14 protein-coding genes and 1 pseudogene are annotated in these 16,478 nt (G+C 55.8%); 6 read left to right on the forward strand and 9 right to left on the reverse strand.

The features are described 5' to 3' along the window. Positions 1–39 precede the first annotated feature (39 nt). Genes CQ018_RS18975 through CQ018_RS18990 form a run of 4 tightly spaced genes read right to left on the reverse strand, consistent with a single transcriptional unit; the run spans position 40 to position 4,930 of the window. Positions 40–1,194, reverse strand: coding sequence for a Gfo/Idh/MocA family protein (locus CQ018_RS18975; RefSeq protein WP_105551578.1), 1,155 nt, complete (start codon positions 1,192–1,194; stop codon positions 40–42). Positions 1,195–1,254: 60 nt separating this feature from the next. Then, on the reverse strand, positions 1,255–2,319 hold the full coding sequence (locus CQ018_RS18980; RefSeq protein ID WP_105551579.1) for a substrate-binding domain-containing protein: 1,065 nt from the start codon (positions 2,317–2,319) through the stop codon (positions 1,255–1,257). Between the two features lie 47 nt (positions 2,320–2,366). After that, positions 2,367–3,332, reverse strand: a complete 966-nt coding sequence (locus CQ018_RS18985; RefSeq protein ID WP_258142764.1) for an ABC transporter permease — start codon at positions 3,330–3,332, stop codon at positions 2,367–2,369. 59 nt (positions 3,333–3,391) lie between these two features. Then, positions 3,392–4,930 carry a sugar ABC transporter ATP-binding protein gene (locus CQ018_RS18990; protein ID WP_105551581.1) on the reverse strand — a complete coding sequence of 513 codons (1,539 nt, stop codon included), beginning with the start codon at positions 4,928–4,930 and terminating at the stop codon, positions 3,392–3,394. Between the two features lie 111 nt (positions 4,931–5,041). Between CQ018_RS18990 and CQ018_RS18995 the strand changes: the two genes are divergently transcribed. The 3 genes from CQ018_RS18995 (at position 5,042) to CQ018_RS19005 (ending at position 7,919) form a co-directional block, all read left to right on the forward strand. Then, a complete protein-coding gene (locus tag CQ018_RS18995) occupies positions 5,042–6,268 on the forward strand; it encodes an ROK family transcriptional regulator (RefSeq protein WP_105551582.1) in 1,227 nt (408 codons plus the stop codon). Between the two features lie 96 nt (positions 6,269–6,364). Further along, positions 6,365–7,024 carry a YqaJ viral recombinase family protein gene (locus tag CQ018_RS19000; RefSeq protein ID WP_105551583.1) on the forward strand — a complete coding sequence of 220 codons (660 nt, stop codon included), beginning with the start codon at positions 6,365–6,367 and terminating at the stop codon, positions 7,022–7,024. A 373-nt stretch (positions 7,025–7,397) separates the two neighbouring features. Next, positions 7,398–7,919: a hypothetical protein gene (locus tag CQ018_RS19005; RefSeq protein ID WP_146111960.1), complete on the forward strand. Its 522-nt coding sequence runs from the start codon at positions 7,398–7,400 to the stop codon at positions 7,917–7,919. Between the two features lie 339 nt (positions 7,920–8,258). On the opposite strand, the gene CQ018_RS19010 is transcribed toward CQ018_RS19005, so the two are convergent. After that, positions 8,259–9,365 carry a mechanosensitive ion channel family protein gene (locus CQ018_RS19010; RefSeq protein ID WP_105551585.1) on the reverse strand — a complete coding sequence of 369 codons (1,107 nt, stop codon included), beginning with the start codon at positions 9,363–9,365 and terminating at the stop codon, positions 8,259–8,261. A gap of 218 nt (positions 9,366–9,583) precedes the next feature. On the opposite strand from CQ018_RS19010, the gene CQ018_RS19015 reads away from it, so the two are divergent. The 3 genes from CQ018_RS19015 (at position 9,584) to CQ018_RS19025 (ending at position 12,920) form a co-directional block, all read left to right on the forward strand. Further along, positions 9,584–10,141, forward strand: a complete 558-nt coding sequence (locus tag CQ018_RS19015; protein WP_105551586.1) for a hypothetical protein — start codon at positions 9,584–9,586, stop codon at positions 10,139–10,141. A 156-nt stretch (positions 10,142–10,297) separates the two neighbouring features. Then, positions 10,298–11,293 carry a PhzF family phenazine biosynthesis protein gene (locus CQ018_RS19020; protein WP_105551587.1) on the forward strand — a complete coding sequence of 332 codons (996 nt, stop codon included), beginning with the start codon at positions 10,298–10,300 and terminating at the stop codon, positions 11,291–11,293. A 100-nt stretch (positions 11,294–11,393) separates the two neighbouring features. Beyond that, the gene (locus CQ018_RS19025) at positions 11,394–12,920 is read left to right on the forward strand and encodes a DHA2 family efflux MFS transporter permease subunit (protein WP_258142766.1); all 1,527 of its coding nucleotides are present in this window, start codon (positions 11,394–11,396) and stop codon (positions 12,918–12,920) included. Positions 12,921–13,046: 126 nt separating this feature from the next. On the opposite strand, the gene CQ018_RS19030 is transcribed toward CQ018_RS19025, so the two are convergent. From CQ018_RS19030 to CQ018_RS20165, 4 genes and pseudogenes are all read right to left on the reverse strand, one after another. After that, a complete protein-coding gene (locus tag CQ018_RS19030) occupies positions 13,047–13,496 on the reverse strand; it encodes a DoxX family membrane protein (RefSeq protein WP_105551588.1) in 450 nt (149 codons plus the stop codon). 137 nt (positions 13,497–13,633) lie between these two features. Next, entirely contained in the window at positions 13,634–14,722 is a 1,089-nt protein-coding gene (locus CQ018_RS19035) for an HTTM domain-containing protein (RefSeq protein ID WP_105551589.1), read from the reverse strand. Then, the gene (locus tag CQ018_RS19040) at positions 14,719–15,555 is read right to left on the reverse strand and encodes a DUF5819 family protein (RefSeq protein ID WP_258142767.1); all 837 of its coding nucleotides are present in this window, start codon (positions 15,553–15,555) and stop codon (positions 14,719–14,721) included. Before CQ018_RS19040 ends, CQ018_RS19035 begins: the two co-directional genes overlap by 4 nt. A 116-nt stretch (positions 15,556–15,671) precedes the next feature. Beyond that, positions 15,672–16,478: pseudogene (locus tag CQ018_RS20165) on the reverse strand (sortase); the annotation flags it as partial.

Consider the following 16,478-nt stretch of genomic DNA (forward strand, 5'->3'; position numbering starts at 1 on the left):
CGGTAAGTAAGTAGGAGGCTATCAAACACCCTGTACCTGTTAGCTGCTCATTTCGGCAGCAAGGGAAATTCGTGTGCTGCGGTCAGCTGCGCTGTGTTCCATTGCTTCGAGCACCCGTTGGACTTCGAGACCCTCTGCAAATGATGGAGAAGGCTCGGTCCCATCCTTGATGGCCAACAAAAAGTCGCGCATTTGGTGGATGAAGGTGTCATCCCAACCCAGCACATGTCCGGTGGGCCACCACCCATCAAGGTAAGGATGTTCGGGTTCGGTGACCAGAATTGAGGTGAATCCTTGTTCCCCTGCAGGACGGTTGGTTTCACATAGTTGCAGGTGGTTCAGTGATTCTAGGTCAAATGCGAGGCTTCCTTCGGACCCATAGACCTCAATCCTGAAGGCATTCTTCCTACCCGTAGCCATGCGGGAAGTTTCAACTGTTGCTACGGCACCGTTCTCGAGTTCAAGCGTTGACCACATGGCGTCGTCGACACTCACCTCTTCTTGGCCCGAGGCACCGGGCCTGTGGGTGACGAAGGTCCGTGTTGAGGCAGATACCGAGGTAATTTCCGCACCCGTCAGGAAACGTACCTGGTCCACCGCGTGAGATCCCAGATCCCCCAGGGCTCCGGATCCCGCGTCTTGCTTGCGCAAACGCCAGCTCATCGGTGAATTTTCATCGACAAGCCAATCCTGGTAGTAACGGATGTTGAGCTGCCGCAAGTCGCCGAGCCTGCCGGCGGCAATAAGTTTGCGGGCCAAGGCCAGTGCAGGAACTCGGCGGTAATTAAACCCCAGCATTGATTTCACGCCGATTGTTGAGGCTTTTGCGGCGGCTTCGCTCATTTCGGCGGCTTCACTCACCGTATTTGCCAGCGGCTTTTCGACCAGCACGTGTTTTCCGTGGGCCAGGGCAAAAAGTGCTATCTCTGCATGCGATGCACCGGGGGTGCAAATATCTACGATGTGGATATCATCGCGCAGGATGGTTTCGCGCCAATTGGTGCTTGATTCTTCCCAACCGTACCGCCGTGCGGACTCGTCGACAGTCTTGGCATCCCTGCCGACGAGTACGCGCTGAACCACGGCCGGAGTTTCAAATGTAGCGTTGACGTTGCGCCAGGCCTGTGAATGGGCCTTGCCCATGAACGAATGGCCGATGACTGCCACTCCGAGGGCCGAGCTAGTCCGAGACATCTAAAACTCCTTGTAATTGGTGGTGTTATTCGGTGAGGACGGGAATCGTGCGAACCCTCTTTAGGATTCGAAGGCCGTCGGTAGGTACTTCTCGACGTTTTCCTTGGTGACTACCGCCGCGTAGAGCACGATTTCGCGTGGAACTTCAATATCCAGCAGATCGCCCAATGCCTTATCCTGGGCCACCAGACGAGCTACACGTACACCGTCGGCTGCTTGGTAGGCCGGGTAAACGGTGGTGGCGCGAACTACCGAATTTCCACTCTGGATTTCACGCATCATATTTGCCGAACCACCATTGCCGACCATGAAGAATTCGTCGCGGTTCGCTGCCTTGATGGCTGCCATGACGCCGACTCCCTGGTCGTCGTCATGGTTCCAAATGGCGTCCAGATGCGGTGCTGCTTGCAAAAGGTTGGAGGCTGCCTTCTCACCTGATTCAACGGTGAATTCTGCAGGTACTCGGTTGGAAACCTCGAGCCCGCACTTGGCTAGTGCGTCCTTGAAACCACGGCTGCGGTCCTGAGTCAGTGGCAGTGAGTCGATGCCTGGGATCTCGCCGATCTTTGCATCTTTTTTGCCGTCGAGTTCCTTGCAGATGAAGTCACCTGCCGAGACACCCACACCATAGTTATCGCCCAGTACCGTCACGCGGGAGGACTGGGCGGTGCTAAATTCGCGGTCAACGTTGATGACCGGGATTCCTGCATCCATGGCCTTTTGGGCCACCTGGGTCAGTGCAGCACCATCGAACGGCAGCAGCACTATTGCATCTACCTTGTCGTTGATCATTGTCTCGACCTGGCTGATCTGGACGTTTACATCGTTAGTTCCCTCGGAAACCTTTAGATCAACGTCCGGGTATTCCTTGGCCGTCTCGACGGCCAGGTCGGTCATTGCCGCCATGAATCCGTGGTCGGCTGCTGGAACGGAGAAACCGATGGTTACCTTCTTGCCTGCCTCGGCGTTGCCGCCGGCTGCTACAGCCGTTGCGGCAGTTGTTGCGTCGGCCTTTGGTGCTTCGGCCGGGGCATTTGAAACGCAACCGGTGAGCAACATGGCCGAGCTGGCCAGCAATGCTGCTGCCCCAAGAATCTTGCGGTGAGGTGCGATGGACTTGAACATGACTTCTCCTTTGAAACAGTGTTTGGTTCTGGTGCGGGCGGTGGAGCTTAGGTTCGAGATTGTCGTGCTGCGAGCTGACGCTGGATCAGCACCGCGATCACGATGATGGCGCCCTTGGCGACAAGCTGTACCGAAAGCGAAAGGTTGTTGAGGGTGAAGATGTTGGTCAACGTCGAAAAGATCAAAACACCTAGGACTGTGCCGAAAATTGAGCCTCGTCCACCGGTGAGCAGAGTTCCGCCGATAACTACCGCGGCAATGACATCGAGCTCGAGACCCGTACCGTGGGTGGCGCTGCCGGTGGTGGTGCGAGCCATGAGCATGACCGCGCCAATTCCCGCGCAGAGGCCGGCAAGTGCGTAGATCATCATGGTGTGGCGTTCGACCTTGACACCTGCAAGTCGGGCGGCTTCGGGGTTGCCACCAATGGCAAAGGTGCGGCGGCCAAATGTTGTGCGGTTCAGTAGCACCCAACCGCCTAGCGAAACCGCAATAAAGATCAGCACAATCACGGGGATGCCCAGGAGGTCCCCACCGATGGTCTCCAAGAACCCATCGACGGTAATAATCTGGGTTTTCTTGTCCGAAATAATCTCGGCAAGACCACGTGCCGCTGCCATCATGGCCAGAGTAGTGATGAAGGCGACGACCTTGCCGTAGGCGATCAGAATGCCATTGACCAAACCTGCGAGGGTTCCAATCAGCATGGCGGTGAACACCATGAAGATCCAATGGGTGTTTTCGGCGAAGACTTGCCCGGAAAGGGTACTGGCCCAGACCGCGGAGAGCGCGAGAATCGCCCCTACCGATAGGTCGATGCCGGCAATGGTGATCACAAATGTTGCGCCAATGCTGACAACACCGGTCACTGCTGCCAGACGAACGATGGTCATCATATTGTTCGAGTCGGCAAAGCGATCACCCGCCGTGAATACTCCCACGGCCCCGAGCAGAATCAGGGCCAAGATGAGGCCCATATTTCTGCGCAGTCCGGCATCGAGTAGCCATCTCATGGCGGTTCGCCTCGGTGGGGTGAGCGGTGCCCGTTTCACTTCGGTTTTGGCCGAGGTGCTCATAGTGTTGTCCCTTCCATCACAAGATCTAGAATCTGGTGTTCGCTTAACTCGGCGGCTGGTGCTTGGTGCACAATGCGGTTCTCCGACACGACAAGCACCTGGTGCGAGAGTCCAAGGACTTCCTCAAGTTCGCTGGAGACCACGATGATGGCAATGCCGGCTCGGGAAAGTCCCGAGATGAGGTTGTAAATTTCGCTTCGTGCCCCGACATCCACCCCGCGTGAGGGTTCATCTAGCAGCAGCACCCTGCAACCATGTGAAAGCCAGCGCCCCAGGACAACCTTTTGTTGGTTTCCTCCCGAAAGCGTGCGGGCTTCACGTGTTGGATCCGCTGGGCGCAGTTCGAGGCTTTGTACTTGTTCCATGCTGGCTTGGTATTCGCGTTGCTGGCTGGTGAATCCGGCGGTGGCGTAGCGACCGATACTGGCGAGGGTGAAGTTTGCAATCAAGGTATCGTCTAGCAGCAGGGCCTGGCTTTTACGTTCTTCCGGGCACAATCCCATGCCCGCTTTGACCGCAGAAACAGTTGATCCCGGGCGTAGTTTCCGTCCGTCGATGGTGACGCTGCCGGAAACTGGTTTGTTGATGCCGTAGATGGCCCCCAAAATCTCCGAGCGTCCCGATCCCACAAGCCCGGCCAGCCCCACGACTTCACCGGCACGCACGCTAAAGGAGATGGGAGAATGTCCCGGTGCGACCACCAAATCGTTGATCGTAATAATTTCCGCAGCATCATCTTCGATCGCTACCCGTGGTGGAAAAATATTGGTGATTGAGCGGCCGGTCATGAGTTTGATGAGTTCGGCGTTGGGCGTCTGGGAAACCAAGAGATTAGAGGCGACTGCCTGGCCGTCTTTCAATACCGTGATTCGGTCACCAATAATGCGGATTTCTTCTAGTCTGTGGGAGATGTAGATGACGGCAACTCCGCTGGAGGTCAGTGCGCGGACCGTATCAAAGAGGTTTCGGACTTCCTCGGAGTCAAGTACCGCCGAGGGTTCGTCCATGACGATCACTCGAACATCGCGCGATAGCGCTCGAGCCATCGAGACTATTTGTTGGCCCGCTGCGGAAAGTTCACCGACTTCCATGGCCGGGGATATTTCCGGGTGCCCCAAGCGTGCAAGTAATCCTGCAGCTGCACGTTGTTCGTCCTTCCGTGCGCTAAATCCGCGGATTGATTTTTCGTGACCTAGGAAAATGTTTTCGGCAACCGTCAGTGACTCAACAAGATCGAGTTCTTGATACATGGTTCCGATACCGGCCTTGATGGCATCGTCCGGATTGGAAAATGTCGCTGCCTTGCCATCGAGCAGGATCTGTCCCTCATTGGGTTGGTGTACCCCGGCCAGCACCTTGATCAGGGTTGACTTGCCTGCACCGTTTTGGCCCAACAGGCAATGTACTTCGCCCGCAGTTACTTCAAAAGAAACGTTTTGCAGGGCGATGATGCCGGGGAACCGTTTTTCGATCCCCCGCATTTGGAGAAGATGTGCTCCGCCCCCGGCTGCGTCTTTGACTTCACTCTCGCTCATAGTGATGGACGCTACACATACTTTTGATTATTGTCGAGCATAAGTCGATAAATGGATGTTATTAGTCGGCTCAATCCGCTCAACTTATGCATAATATGCTTCACTGGTTACATGTCCATGACGATCTCTTCGACGAAAATTCAGCCAACAGTCACCGGAGCCGGAGAGCTGTTCCAGCACCTGCGTGACGGTGCGCCACGGACGCGGTCCGAGCTCGCGGCGGTGACGGGACTATCCCGGTCCACGATTGCCGCACGAGTCGACGCGCTTTTGGACATCGGACTGATCGGGGCCGTGGGATCTGCCATGTCTTCAGGCGGAAGACCCCCCTCAACCTTTGCTTTCGCGCCCGAGTCACGCACGGTTCTGGCAGCAGACCTCGGCGCCGCCCACGGGATCTTGGCCCTCACCGATCTGGCTGGTCGCGTGATTGACCAGCTGCGTGCCGACATTGATATCAATGAAGGTCCCCTCCCGGTGCTGGAATGGGTGGTCAGCAGCTTCGCAGAGCTACTCGAGCGCAATAACCGAGATGTCTCGACGCTGTCGGGGATCGCGATAGGTGTCCCGGGGCCGGTTGAACATTCAACGGGACGGCCTACCAAGCCACCCATCATGCCCGGCTGGAATGACTTCGATATTCCCGGAACCATTCAGCAGACCTTCAAGGTCCCGGTTCTTGTCGATAACGATGTAAATATCATGGCGTTGGGCGAACAATCATTTAATTGGCCGGATACCGAGAATCTCATCTTCGTGAAGGTAGCAACCGGTATCGGAGTTGGCATCATCAGCGGCGGCGCGCTGCAGCGCGGCGCCCAGGGATCCGCGGGCGATCTGGGCCATGTGCAGGTTCCGGGAGGTGCCGAAATTCATTGCCGTTGCGGCAATAGCGGTTGCCTGGAAGCCCTGGCCGGAGGTCCCGCGGTGGCCAAGAGCCTAGCTGACCTGGGACTAGAAGCACATACCCCCTCCGAGGTAGTGCGCCTTGCCGAATCGAATGATCCGGCAGCCATCGCCGTACTACGCCAAGCAGGACGTGATATCGGTTCGGTGCTTGCCATGTGCGTCAATTTACTCAACCCATCGGTCATCGTGCTCGGCGGACGATTGGCAGATGCTGGGGAGCATGTCATCGCGGGAGTGCGTGAACTCGTGTACTTCCGCTCTACCCCTCTTGCCACCCAACATTTGGTCATCGTCGGTTCGGCCTCGGGAGACATGGCAGGTGTCCATGGTGCCAGCATGCTGGTCATCCAACACGTGCTTTCCGCACGTGCCGTCGATAAATTAATCCAAGATCGAAACCCTGCCTCAATTCCCGAATTCACTAGGTAATCCACGTGCCTTCAGCGCTCCCTTCAGGGCTCGAGGAGTCTTCCGGTCTGGAGACGGCGCGCCGTCAGTTCGCGGTACCGGAGAATCTTGGGAACAATGGGGCAGGTGACTTCCCTTCCGTTTGAGACAATCCCCGCGCCGTGCCTAGGCAGAGTCGTAGCCGACTCCGAAGACCGGATCGCCTGGTTGCGTGCTCGTTCACAGGGAATCACAGCCACCGATGCCGCAAAACTTTCAACCCCGCGCTCCATCCAATCAGCGGCCTGGGACAAGTTGAATGGAACGAGTTTTGGTGGGAATTCCTACACCGAACATGGCCGGGCCCGTGAACCGGTGATCGCGGCCTGGGTACAGGAAAATTATGGGATTGCACCCTCTTCCCAGCTCTTTCACGCCGCCGAAAACCGCATTCACCTAGCCACTCCCGATGGGCTGGGAATCCGGGACACGGGCAAGGTTGAGCTTGCGGAAATCAAGACGACTAACAAGCCGTTCAAAACGATTCCACGCAATTATCTGCGCCAAATCTTTTGGCAACAGTACGTCTTAGGCGCCGAACGCACGCTCTTTGTCTGGGAGCCGCATGTTAATTTTGTGCCAACCCACGATGAACCACTGACCCGCTGGGTGGATCGCGACGATTCGGAAATTGACGACCTGATTGGCAAGGTCGATCAGATGGTCGCGATCTTACGTCGCCAAACTGCCGCAGCCCGCCGTCGCGAAGATTACGGGCCCGCGGCACTTCACCTCTAGGTTGCTGGGTCGCCAAGCCTCGAGTTGCGAATCTATGACTCATCTAAAATTCACACAAAGCAAAACGCGTAGATAGATTCTGGACTGCCGCACATGATTATCAGCCGGGGCAGTGCCATTTATTGCGAAAGCCCGGACTTTGGAGGGCAGTTTCCGATGGGCGTTCTCGAATCTAGAAAACCTCATATGCGGGCATTTTTACAGCGGTAGATCGCTTGAGAATTCTCCTGAAAAACGTCCCATTCGAGCCCTAGCGGTATCCCCACCTACTGGCCAAACGATTCTCATAACCGCTCGTCAGACATGCAATGGCCGCTCACTCAATGGTGACCTTCAGCACTTCTCGACGCTACGTCTGTGGCACAATTATTTCGTGACGTATGTCATCAACTTTTTCCGAAAGAAACAGGTCTCAATGTTTGAAAAAAAGATCGGCGATTCAATGAATCGACGCACCATCGTCAAGGGAGCAGCTTGGTCTGTTCCCGTTGTCGCATTAGCAGTAGCCGCACCAAGTGCCGCTGCTAGCGGCAATCCTGTAGCGGCAACCTTCTGGGGCACCTCAGCAACAGCCTCTGTAATCAGTGGCAACACAACGAAGTATGTGCTTGATGGACAGGATGCTCTTTCAGATCCAGCTCTACTGCCAATTGGTTCACAGATGACGCTGACTCCAGGTCCGGGTGTGACTCTAACAATGGTTCGCAGCTCAGCTGGTGTTCTCGTGGAGCCCCAGACTGACGGATCTATCATCGTGACTATCATCGCTGCGGATATTACAGAAGTTGATCTTCGGTTCAGCCCAGTAGGCCCAGCAGGCTCGGGCTACACCATCACTACGAGCGTCCCCAACATCGCTCCGTTTACCGAAGACATCAACGTAGTTCTCCAGTAACTATTTCTCTGCAACTTTCTCAAGTGCGCGTCCATGCTCGCGCGAACGCCCAATGAGCAGAATCTGTGAAACACATGTGACAGCAGATTGAGTGCGAAGGAACTCTCGTTCGGTCAGATACAGCTTGATGCATTTGACCGAACGAGAGCTCCTTATTTTGATTATTCTCGTTAGCCAGTTTCCCACTCGCCCTAGTTCTTGTTTCCAAGTAAGCGCGGCAACCAATCTTTTCCGCCCTCCGATCCGTCAGCGCATACGCAAGGTATAGATACTCTCGTCTGAGCAACCGAGTCGGCGTTTCCTAGTTTGCAGGTCACTTATTAACCAATAGTCAAACCGTTAGACCGGCTGCACGCCGCCGCTAAGCGGCTTGGGCAGGGCTTCGGGATAGTCGCGACCCAGCTCCGCAATGAGATGCTCACGAACATAGTTGCGTAATTCGTAGAGGTCTCCGGGGTTCCGGGCGCTCACCGCGATGGTGACCTTGAGAATTCCACCAATGGCGTCGGTAACGTTCAGCGAGCCTACGCGGCCATCCCACCAATCAGATGCCGCAAGAAGTTGCTCGGTGCGCGTGCGCAGATGCTCAATTGGCGCATTCCAGTTCAGATCCAAGAGCACCGTGCCATTGATTTCGGTGCTGCGCCGCGACCAGTTCTCAAAGGGTGTTGTCGTGAAGTAGGTGGAGGGAATGATCATCCGACGTCCATCGAGTAAGAGCACCACAACATAGGTCAGGGTGATTTCTTCAATGGTGCCGCGCTGGGTCTCAACAACCACTGTGTCATTGACGCGAATAGCGTCGGTGAAGGCAATCTGCAGCCCGGCAAAAACATTGGCAAGCGACGATTGCACGGCCAGGGCTGCCACCACGGAGATCAAACCTGCCGAGGCCAAGAGTCCGGCACCCAAGGCGCGAACTTCCGGGATGGTCAGCAACGTTCCGGCCACGGCAAGGACAAGAATCAGCGCCGTTGCCACCCGACGGAGCAGCCCCACCTGGGTCTGAATTTTAGCCAGTCGGCGCGGATTTTCAAGATCCACCCGATATTTGGCAAGCACCATATCTTCAAGCAGTGCCAGCAGCACGATGATCAGCCAGGCAATGGAGACGACAAGCCCAATAAGCAGCAAGAACTGCCAGAGCCGTAACCACTCATTGTCTTTGAGCGTGATGGCCAAGGAAATCTTGACCGAGGCAAAACTCAGTGCCCACCACAGTGGCATCCGGCCCTTGGCCGCATCCTTGGCCAGCGTGGGACGTTTGCGCAATAGCTGAGCCACCATCAGGGCAGCAACCATGGCAATGACGAAGGCAGCGGCTAACCCAACGGCAATTACCACCCAGGGACGCACGGGTTCCGGAATGGATTCGGTATTGGTGATAACCCCATCGAGCGTCGCATCAAGGGTTGTATCTAGCGGTGTGGTGGAGAAAAACAGCATGGGTTACACATTGCCACAAGTCCTTGGTCGGTTGCTGAACGTGATCTTGGGGCTCGTTCGATCACCGAGTCATTACATGCTTAGCAAGATTGGATATATCCCCTTGAACTAGGACAATTTTGCGCGCACGCTGATCCTGCCGAACATACTTTTTAGCTCCCGAGTTGATCCAGCTTTTCTTGTGTCGGCTCAAAATTTTTCAAGGATGTGAATGCATAATGAACAAGAAAATCACCGCCTCGCTGGCCGGGATTTTGCTGGTGGCGGGGCTGGGTATCGGGCCCGGTGCCACCGCAACAACGGCCGCGACCGCCCCGTATTGCGGGATTACTTGGGGTTCGCTCGCCGATAGGACAACCGGTTCAACAACAGCAACAATTTCCAATGTCCGCACCGGAGAACACACATGCTACGACCGGATGGTCATTGACCTCAAGGGCAAAATCAAGGGCTACGATGTACGCTACGTCAGCGCCTTCTACACCGAGGGACAAGGCAAGCTCGTCCCACTAACCGGTGCAGCAGATCTGCGCATCATCGTTAACGCACCGGCCTACAACCGTTATGGGACGCCAACCTATAACCCCACCCATAGGCTGCACGTACGCAATGTCAGCGATTATCGGACCTTTGATCAGGTTGCCTTCCTGGGCAGCTTTGAGGGACAGTCATCCTTTGGGCTGGGCGTGCGCGCCAGGCTTCCTTTTAGGACCTTTGTGCTGACCGGCCCCGGAGATACAAGCCGGCTGGTCATTGACGTTGCTCATCGCTGGTGATCGCTGAACCCACACAGCAAAATCATCGTCCGTGGTGCCTTCTCCCCTGATTCTTTGGGGCAAGAAGGCACCACGCTTTTATCCGTATGTTGCACTGCATGACAAAAGCACGTCATCCCGGAGCACAAGCGCCTTGCTATGTGCCACGATTCAGTTATGAGTATCGCGCGCCCCTATCAGCAAGTCGACGTTTTCTCTTCCGGCCCCTATTCGGGCAATGGATTAGCCGTAGTTCTCAACGGTGAAGACCTCACCGACGAGCAGATGCTGAACTTCGCCAACTGGACTAATCTCGCCGAAACCGCGTTTCTGCTTCCGGCGACCGAGCCGACGGCCGACTACCGGGTACGAATCTTCACCACCACCACCGAGCTGCCCTTTGCCGGGCACCCAACCTTGGGAGCCGCACATGCGTGGCTGCAATCCGGTGGAGTGCCAAAAAATCCTGCCGGCATCATTCAGCAGTGCGGGGCCGGACTGATTGAAGTTCGCCGAGTTCCGACCGGAGGTTCGTCCGATCTTGAACGTCTTGCCTTCAAGGCTCCAGCCTTGGTACGAACCGGTGAGCTGGAACCCGATGTTCTTGAATGGGCAATTTCCGGGCTAGGGCTAGCCCCCGAAGATGTGTTGGCCCACCAATGGCTTGTCAATGGCCCAAACTTTGCCGGCCTGCTATTGCGCGATGCAGATCTGGTCTTGGGACTCGAACCCGATTATCAGGCCCTGCAGGGCCTTGAGGTCGGCGTCATTGGTGCCTTCACCAATGCCGGAATCCCGGCACCATCCTATGATCCGCAGACTCGCTCGGAACGACCGGCCGGGGCACGCGAAGAATTACGTGCTGTGTCAGCGGCCGATGAGCGCCGCAGTTCCCAACGTTTCCGCAATGTTGTGACAGGTGCCCCGGCAGATTATGAGGTGCGTGCCTTTATCCCCGGCGAAGGACTCCCGGAAGATCCGGCAACTGGTTCATTGAATGCCGGCTTTGGCATCTGGCTCACCGAATCGGGTCTTGCACCGGAAAACTACACCGTCCGTCAGGGCACCCGTTTGGGACGTTCGGCAATCTTGCATGTTGACCGCAGCGGCGCCGATGTCTGGATCTCCGGCCATGCCGTGACCTGCATCGAAGGCGTCGTGCATCTTCCCTAGTGGGCATCCAAAGCATGAAGAAATAAGAGGGGCTTTGGCCGCATGTGAGGTGCGGCTCAAGACCCTATTGTTGATCCGTCATCGGGCGTAAGCTCTATCGGTGAGCGTGAATAAGACCGATGCCGAAGCGGCACAAGACAAAATTGCCTGGGGTGCCCTGTGGGCGCTAGTTATCGGGTTCTTCATGATTTTAGTGGACTCCACCATCGTCTCCACCGCCATGCCGGCCATCATGAGCGGACTAGACACCGACATTAACGGTGTCATCTGGGTCAACAGTGCCTATCTTTTGGCTTTTGCCGTGCCGCTGCTGATCACGGGACGTTTGGGTGATCGATTTGGGCCGCGCACCATCTTCTTGATCGGTCTATTCGTTTTTACCGCCTCATCGCTGTGGTGTGGTTTGTCCTCAAGTGTTGAATCGTTGATCATTGCCCGCGTGGTGCAGGGGCTTGGCGCCTCGATGATGAGCCCGCAGACCATGACCTTCATTACCCGCATGTTCCCCTATGCTCGCCGTGGTGCTGCCATGGGCGTCTGGGGCGCGGTTGCGGGTATTGCAACACTTGTGGGTCCGATCCTTGGTGGCATCTTCGTTGACACCCTGGGCTGGGAATGGATCTTCTTTGTCAACGTGCCGGTGGGCATCTTGGCCATCTGGCGAGTATTTCTCAAGGTGCCGGAACTCCCGCGCCATTCACATTCCTTTGACTGGCTCGGTGTGGGGCTCAGCGCCGTAGCCATGTTCTTGCTGGTCTTTGGCATTCAGGAAGGCAACGGACACGATTGGCAGGCCTTTATTGGCCCCATCGGCTCCTGGCATATGATTGTCGCCGGCATCGTGCTGCTGGTACTTTTCGTCATCTGGCAAGCCAAAATCAAGGCAGAACCGTTAGTCCCCTTAGGGCTCTTCAAGGACCGAAATTTCTCCCTAGCCAACGTGGCAATCACCTTCATGGGTTTGGCGATCACCGCCATGAGCTTCCCCATGATTCTGTACCTACAGTCGGTACGCGGGCTGACCCCAACGCTTTCGGCCCTGATGCTCGCACCCATGGCCGTAGTAGCTGGAGTGCTGGCACCAATCGTTGGCAAGAATGTGTCAAAGGTTGAGGCCAAGTTCTTTGCGATTCCCGGGTTCTTCCTCTTTGGCGCAGCAATTACCGCGTACGGGTTGATCCTGCGCGAAGACACACCGTTCTGGGTACTGCTGATTCCGCCGGTATTCATGGGCTTGGGCTCGGCAATGATCTGGCCGTCGGTCTCGTTGACAGCCACCCGAGATTTGGGTCAGGCAGATGCCGGTGCCGGCTCCGGAATTTATAACACCACCCGTCAGGTTGGTGCAGTGCTTGGCTCGGCCTTGATTGCGTTGATGATGGAATCGCGTATCTCCGCGGAATCACAGAAGGCGCTCGAAGCTGCGGCTTCCAGCGCCCAGGGGGCAGCCTCCGTGGCCAGTGGCGCTGGATCAGAGGTAGGCATGGGGGCAGTAGTTCCAGAGTTCCTGCATCAGGCGTTCTCCTTGGCCTTAGGCCAGGCACTGCTCTTGCCGGGGTTGATTGCCATGGCCGGTGCCATCGTAGCGCTATTCTTCCGCAAGGGTGCCAAACCCAAGAGCAAATAGTCACAGCACATAGCCCCATGGGCTTAGGGCTCAAAATGTTTGTGGCTGCGGCCAACCTTAGAGGTTGGCCGCAGCCACAAACATTTACGCGACAGCCATCATTCAAGCCATATGGTTCGGGCTTGGTTAGTTCTTGACCGCCTTGGCGACTTCCTTAATCTTGGTTTTGTTTTTGCCGCGACCAAAGACCATCGCTACGGCCATGCCAGCAAGCCAGAAGTCCTTGGCTAGGGCTACGCCGTTGGCGGATGGGCGAATGCCGTCGGATTCGGTCATCCCCGGCGTCTTGAGGTACACGGCGACAAGGCCAGCGGCGAAGGCGCCAAGGCCCAGACCGACGAGCCGTGAGGGAAGGAATGGAGTCAGTAATGCTGCTCCCAAACCAATCTCGCCCACGGCAAGCGCCTTACCAAAGACGGCTGGTTCAAGCTTTTCCACCTGAGGTATAGCGTTAGCGGTCATTGCTTGCAGGCCCTGTGCGGATTCTGCGGGCAGGCGTAGTTTTCCAACGCCACTATTGAGAATGTAGGCACCCGATACGAGTCGCAATGCTAGGTTGGCAATGTTCAAGGCCATGAGGGTTTCTCCTGATCGTTGGGGGCATGAGTTCTTTCCCACTCTCCACCCTATGGTTCGGACGCCCCGATGAGCTAGTACCGATCGTAATTATGTACAGATTCCCATTACGAGTTGTTTGCTACAAACTTTGATCTCTAGAAAGACCGCACTGGCTGAAGAGACTTTTTCCAGAGGTGAGTAGCACCGAAGATCATCTTGTTCCACGATTTTTCGGTGATGAAGATGAAATCGACTGCTATGAGAGTCAGTGAGAACCAGGGAAGCCCCATGAGCACGGCAATGCCTAGGTGGAATGCCATGATGCCTACAAGAGCTATGACGCGAGTCGGGTGAGTCAAGAGCATCATCGGGAAGAGCATCTGCAAGATCACCGAACCCCAGGTAGCGATCGCTACCGTCCATCCGAAGGTCGTTGCTAGCTCCGATAGACCAGGCCACGTACCAAATTGGATAGTTTGCAATGGTGCATACACGGCAGTTCCGTCTTGCCATGGTGTTCCTGCGGCCTTATATAGGGCCCCAGAAGCATAGACGAAGCACACCTGTGCCGTCAGTGCCACCAACACCAAGTTGTTGAACAAGTTGGAATAAGCAGGATTCTTTTCAAAGATCCGCTCTCCCCGCCACACACGCACGACCCACGGCCCAGAGGATTGTTGCGTATTTTTAGCTCGACGGCGCGAATCTAGGGACCATACCTGAGTGGCATCGGCAAAGAAGAACAGCAGCAACGCTATGCGGTACATGTTGTCGCCCTGATCGCCCAGTTGGTCTTGCGATTCAATGAAACTAACCCAGAGCACGAAGTACACCGGAAGCACCAATTTGAAGCGCCAACCTACGGTAACCAGTATCGCTAAGACCAACAGGAACAGATACATCAGCGTGAAGAGTGTCGCCGAGGGCATGACGGTACGGAACGTACTGAAGAGCCAGATCTCGGGAAATGCACTGCTGGGTGCTGCCCACTCGCCGTTCCACATCGATCCAGGTCCCATTGAATACAACCGTGTGGACCAGTTACTGAGCAGAATTCCGATTCCCGCGATGCCGAAAGCCATACGAGCTACCGAAAGCCCATGCTTTGCTTTCTTGGATCCCAGCAACCAGTTCTCACAGAAAACCAGAATATTGCGGATAGTTTCGACCACCCTGAGCAGAAGCTTCTGAATTGTCAGGCCAATGAAGCGGCCGGAACGCTGAATCACACGTACGGGGTTCATTTTTGAAGCTCCTTGTACAGTCGTGTGAAGGTCTCCGCAAAGTCCCTTTCAGATTGTCCGGCTGCTACTTGCAGTCCACGCCAACCGCTCAGAGTCTGTTGCGTAGCGGGTCGCTGAGCGTCTGGATTATTGCGTTCCTTAAACGGGATCACGTTTTGACGTTGCATTTGGAATTGCACTCGAACTACGTTTTCTCCCCAGATTGCTCGAGCTACTTGAGTTGAATACCTGACCGCACGAAATTCTGCGTTGATGTACCCATTGATAGCTGCGTGATTATCACCCTGGGCATAGAGTGCTTGGGTCACACGGGGAGCCCAATCATCACCCTTAAAGAAGCCAAGATTCACGGTTTCTTTTTGCTCTGCAGAAAGCTTGGCATATGCCGAGCGATAGGAGGAAGCCAGATCGATGCTGTGGTTCCCTGCTCGTGCGGGGAATAGCTGGCGGGTAAGCAATTGTGATTCAACATCTGTGACGTTGAGCCACTCGGTGGTGTGTTCTTTCCCGTCTTCGGACAACACTGCACGGACCAGCATTCGGTTATCCCCATTGATCGGTTCGGGAGCAAAAACGCTCCATGATTGGCCAAACATGGGAAGCATATATTTCGAAAGTGCATTTCCTGGGACTACGTCACGCAGGGGTGAGGCTGGTGCAATCCAAAGGAACGATGCAAAAACATGCCAAGCAGTGAATAGCACCGCTGCAACTGTCACAATCCGCAAAACCATGCTGGGTTTCTTTCCTTGCGGGATCTGTGACGTTTGTTCTGCGGGCTCCTCGCTTGTGTCTGCGATGGATCGTTCAACGGAAATTTCCGTTTGACGCACTGAAATGACTCCTCAAAAATTAGGGGCCATAAGGCTCTTAGCACCTGGAAAGGTGCCAAGAGCCCTATGGCGTGGGTCTGCCTATGACAGGCTGACCGATATGGCTTAGAGCCTGATTATGCGCGGCGGCGGCGTGAGACCACGACGGCTGCTGCACCAGCGGCCAGCAGCAATGCGCCACCGATGGAAGCTATCAGTGCACCAGCGTTCAAGCCGGTGTCAGCCAGGTTGTTATCCGGCTTGCTCGCTTCGTCGTTCTTGTCACCGTTTGCACCAGCGTTAGCATCAGCACCAGCTTCAACGTCCTTGCCAGCCTCAGTGTTAGCATCAGCACCAGCCTCTACGTCCTTGCCAGCCTCAGCATTTGCATCAGCACCAGCCTCTACGTCCTTGCCAGCCTCAGCGTTAGCATCAGCACCAGCCTCTACGTTTGCATCTGCGCCAGCTTCAACGTCCTTGCCAGCCTCAGCGTTAGCATCAGCACCAGCCTCTACGTTTGCATCTGCGCCAGCCTCAACGTCCTTGCCAGCCTCAGCGTTAGCATCAGCACCAGCCTCTACGTTTGCATCTGCGCCAGCCTCAACGTCCTTGCCAGCCTCAGCGTTAGCATCAGCACCAGCCTCTACGTTTGCATCTGCGCCAGCCTCAACGTCCTTGCCAGCCTCAGCGTTAGCATCAGCACCAGCCTCTACGTTTGCATCTGCGCCAGCCTCAACGTCCTTGCCAGCCTCAGCGTTAGCATCAGCACCAGCCTCTACGTTTGCATCTGCGCCAGCCTCAACGTCCTTGCCAGCCTCAGCGTTAGCATCAGCACCAGCCTCTACGTTTGCATCTGCGCCAGCCTCTACGTCCTTGCCAGCCTCAGCGTTAGCATCAGCACCAGCCTCTACGTCCTTGCCAGCCTCAGCGTTAGCATCAGCACC

This window comes from Arthrobacter sp. MYb227, assembly GCF_002975435.1.
Lineage (GTDB): Bacteria > Actinomycetota > Actinomycetes > Actinomycetales > Micrococcaceae > Paeniglutamicibacter.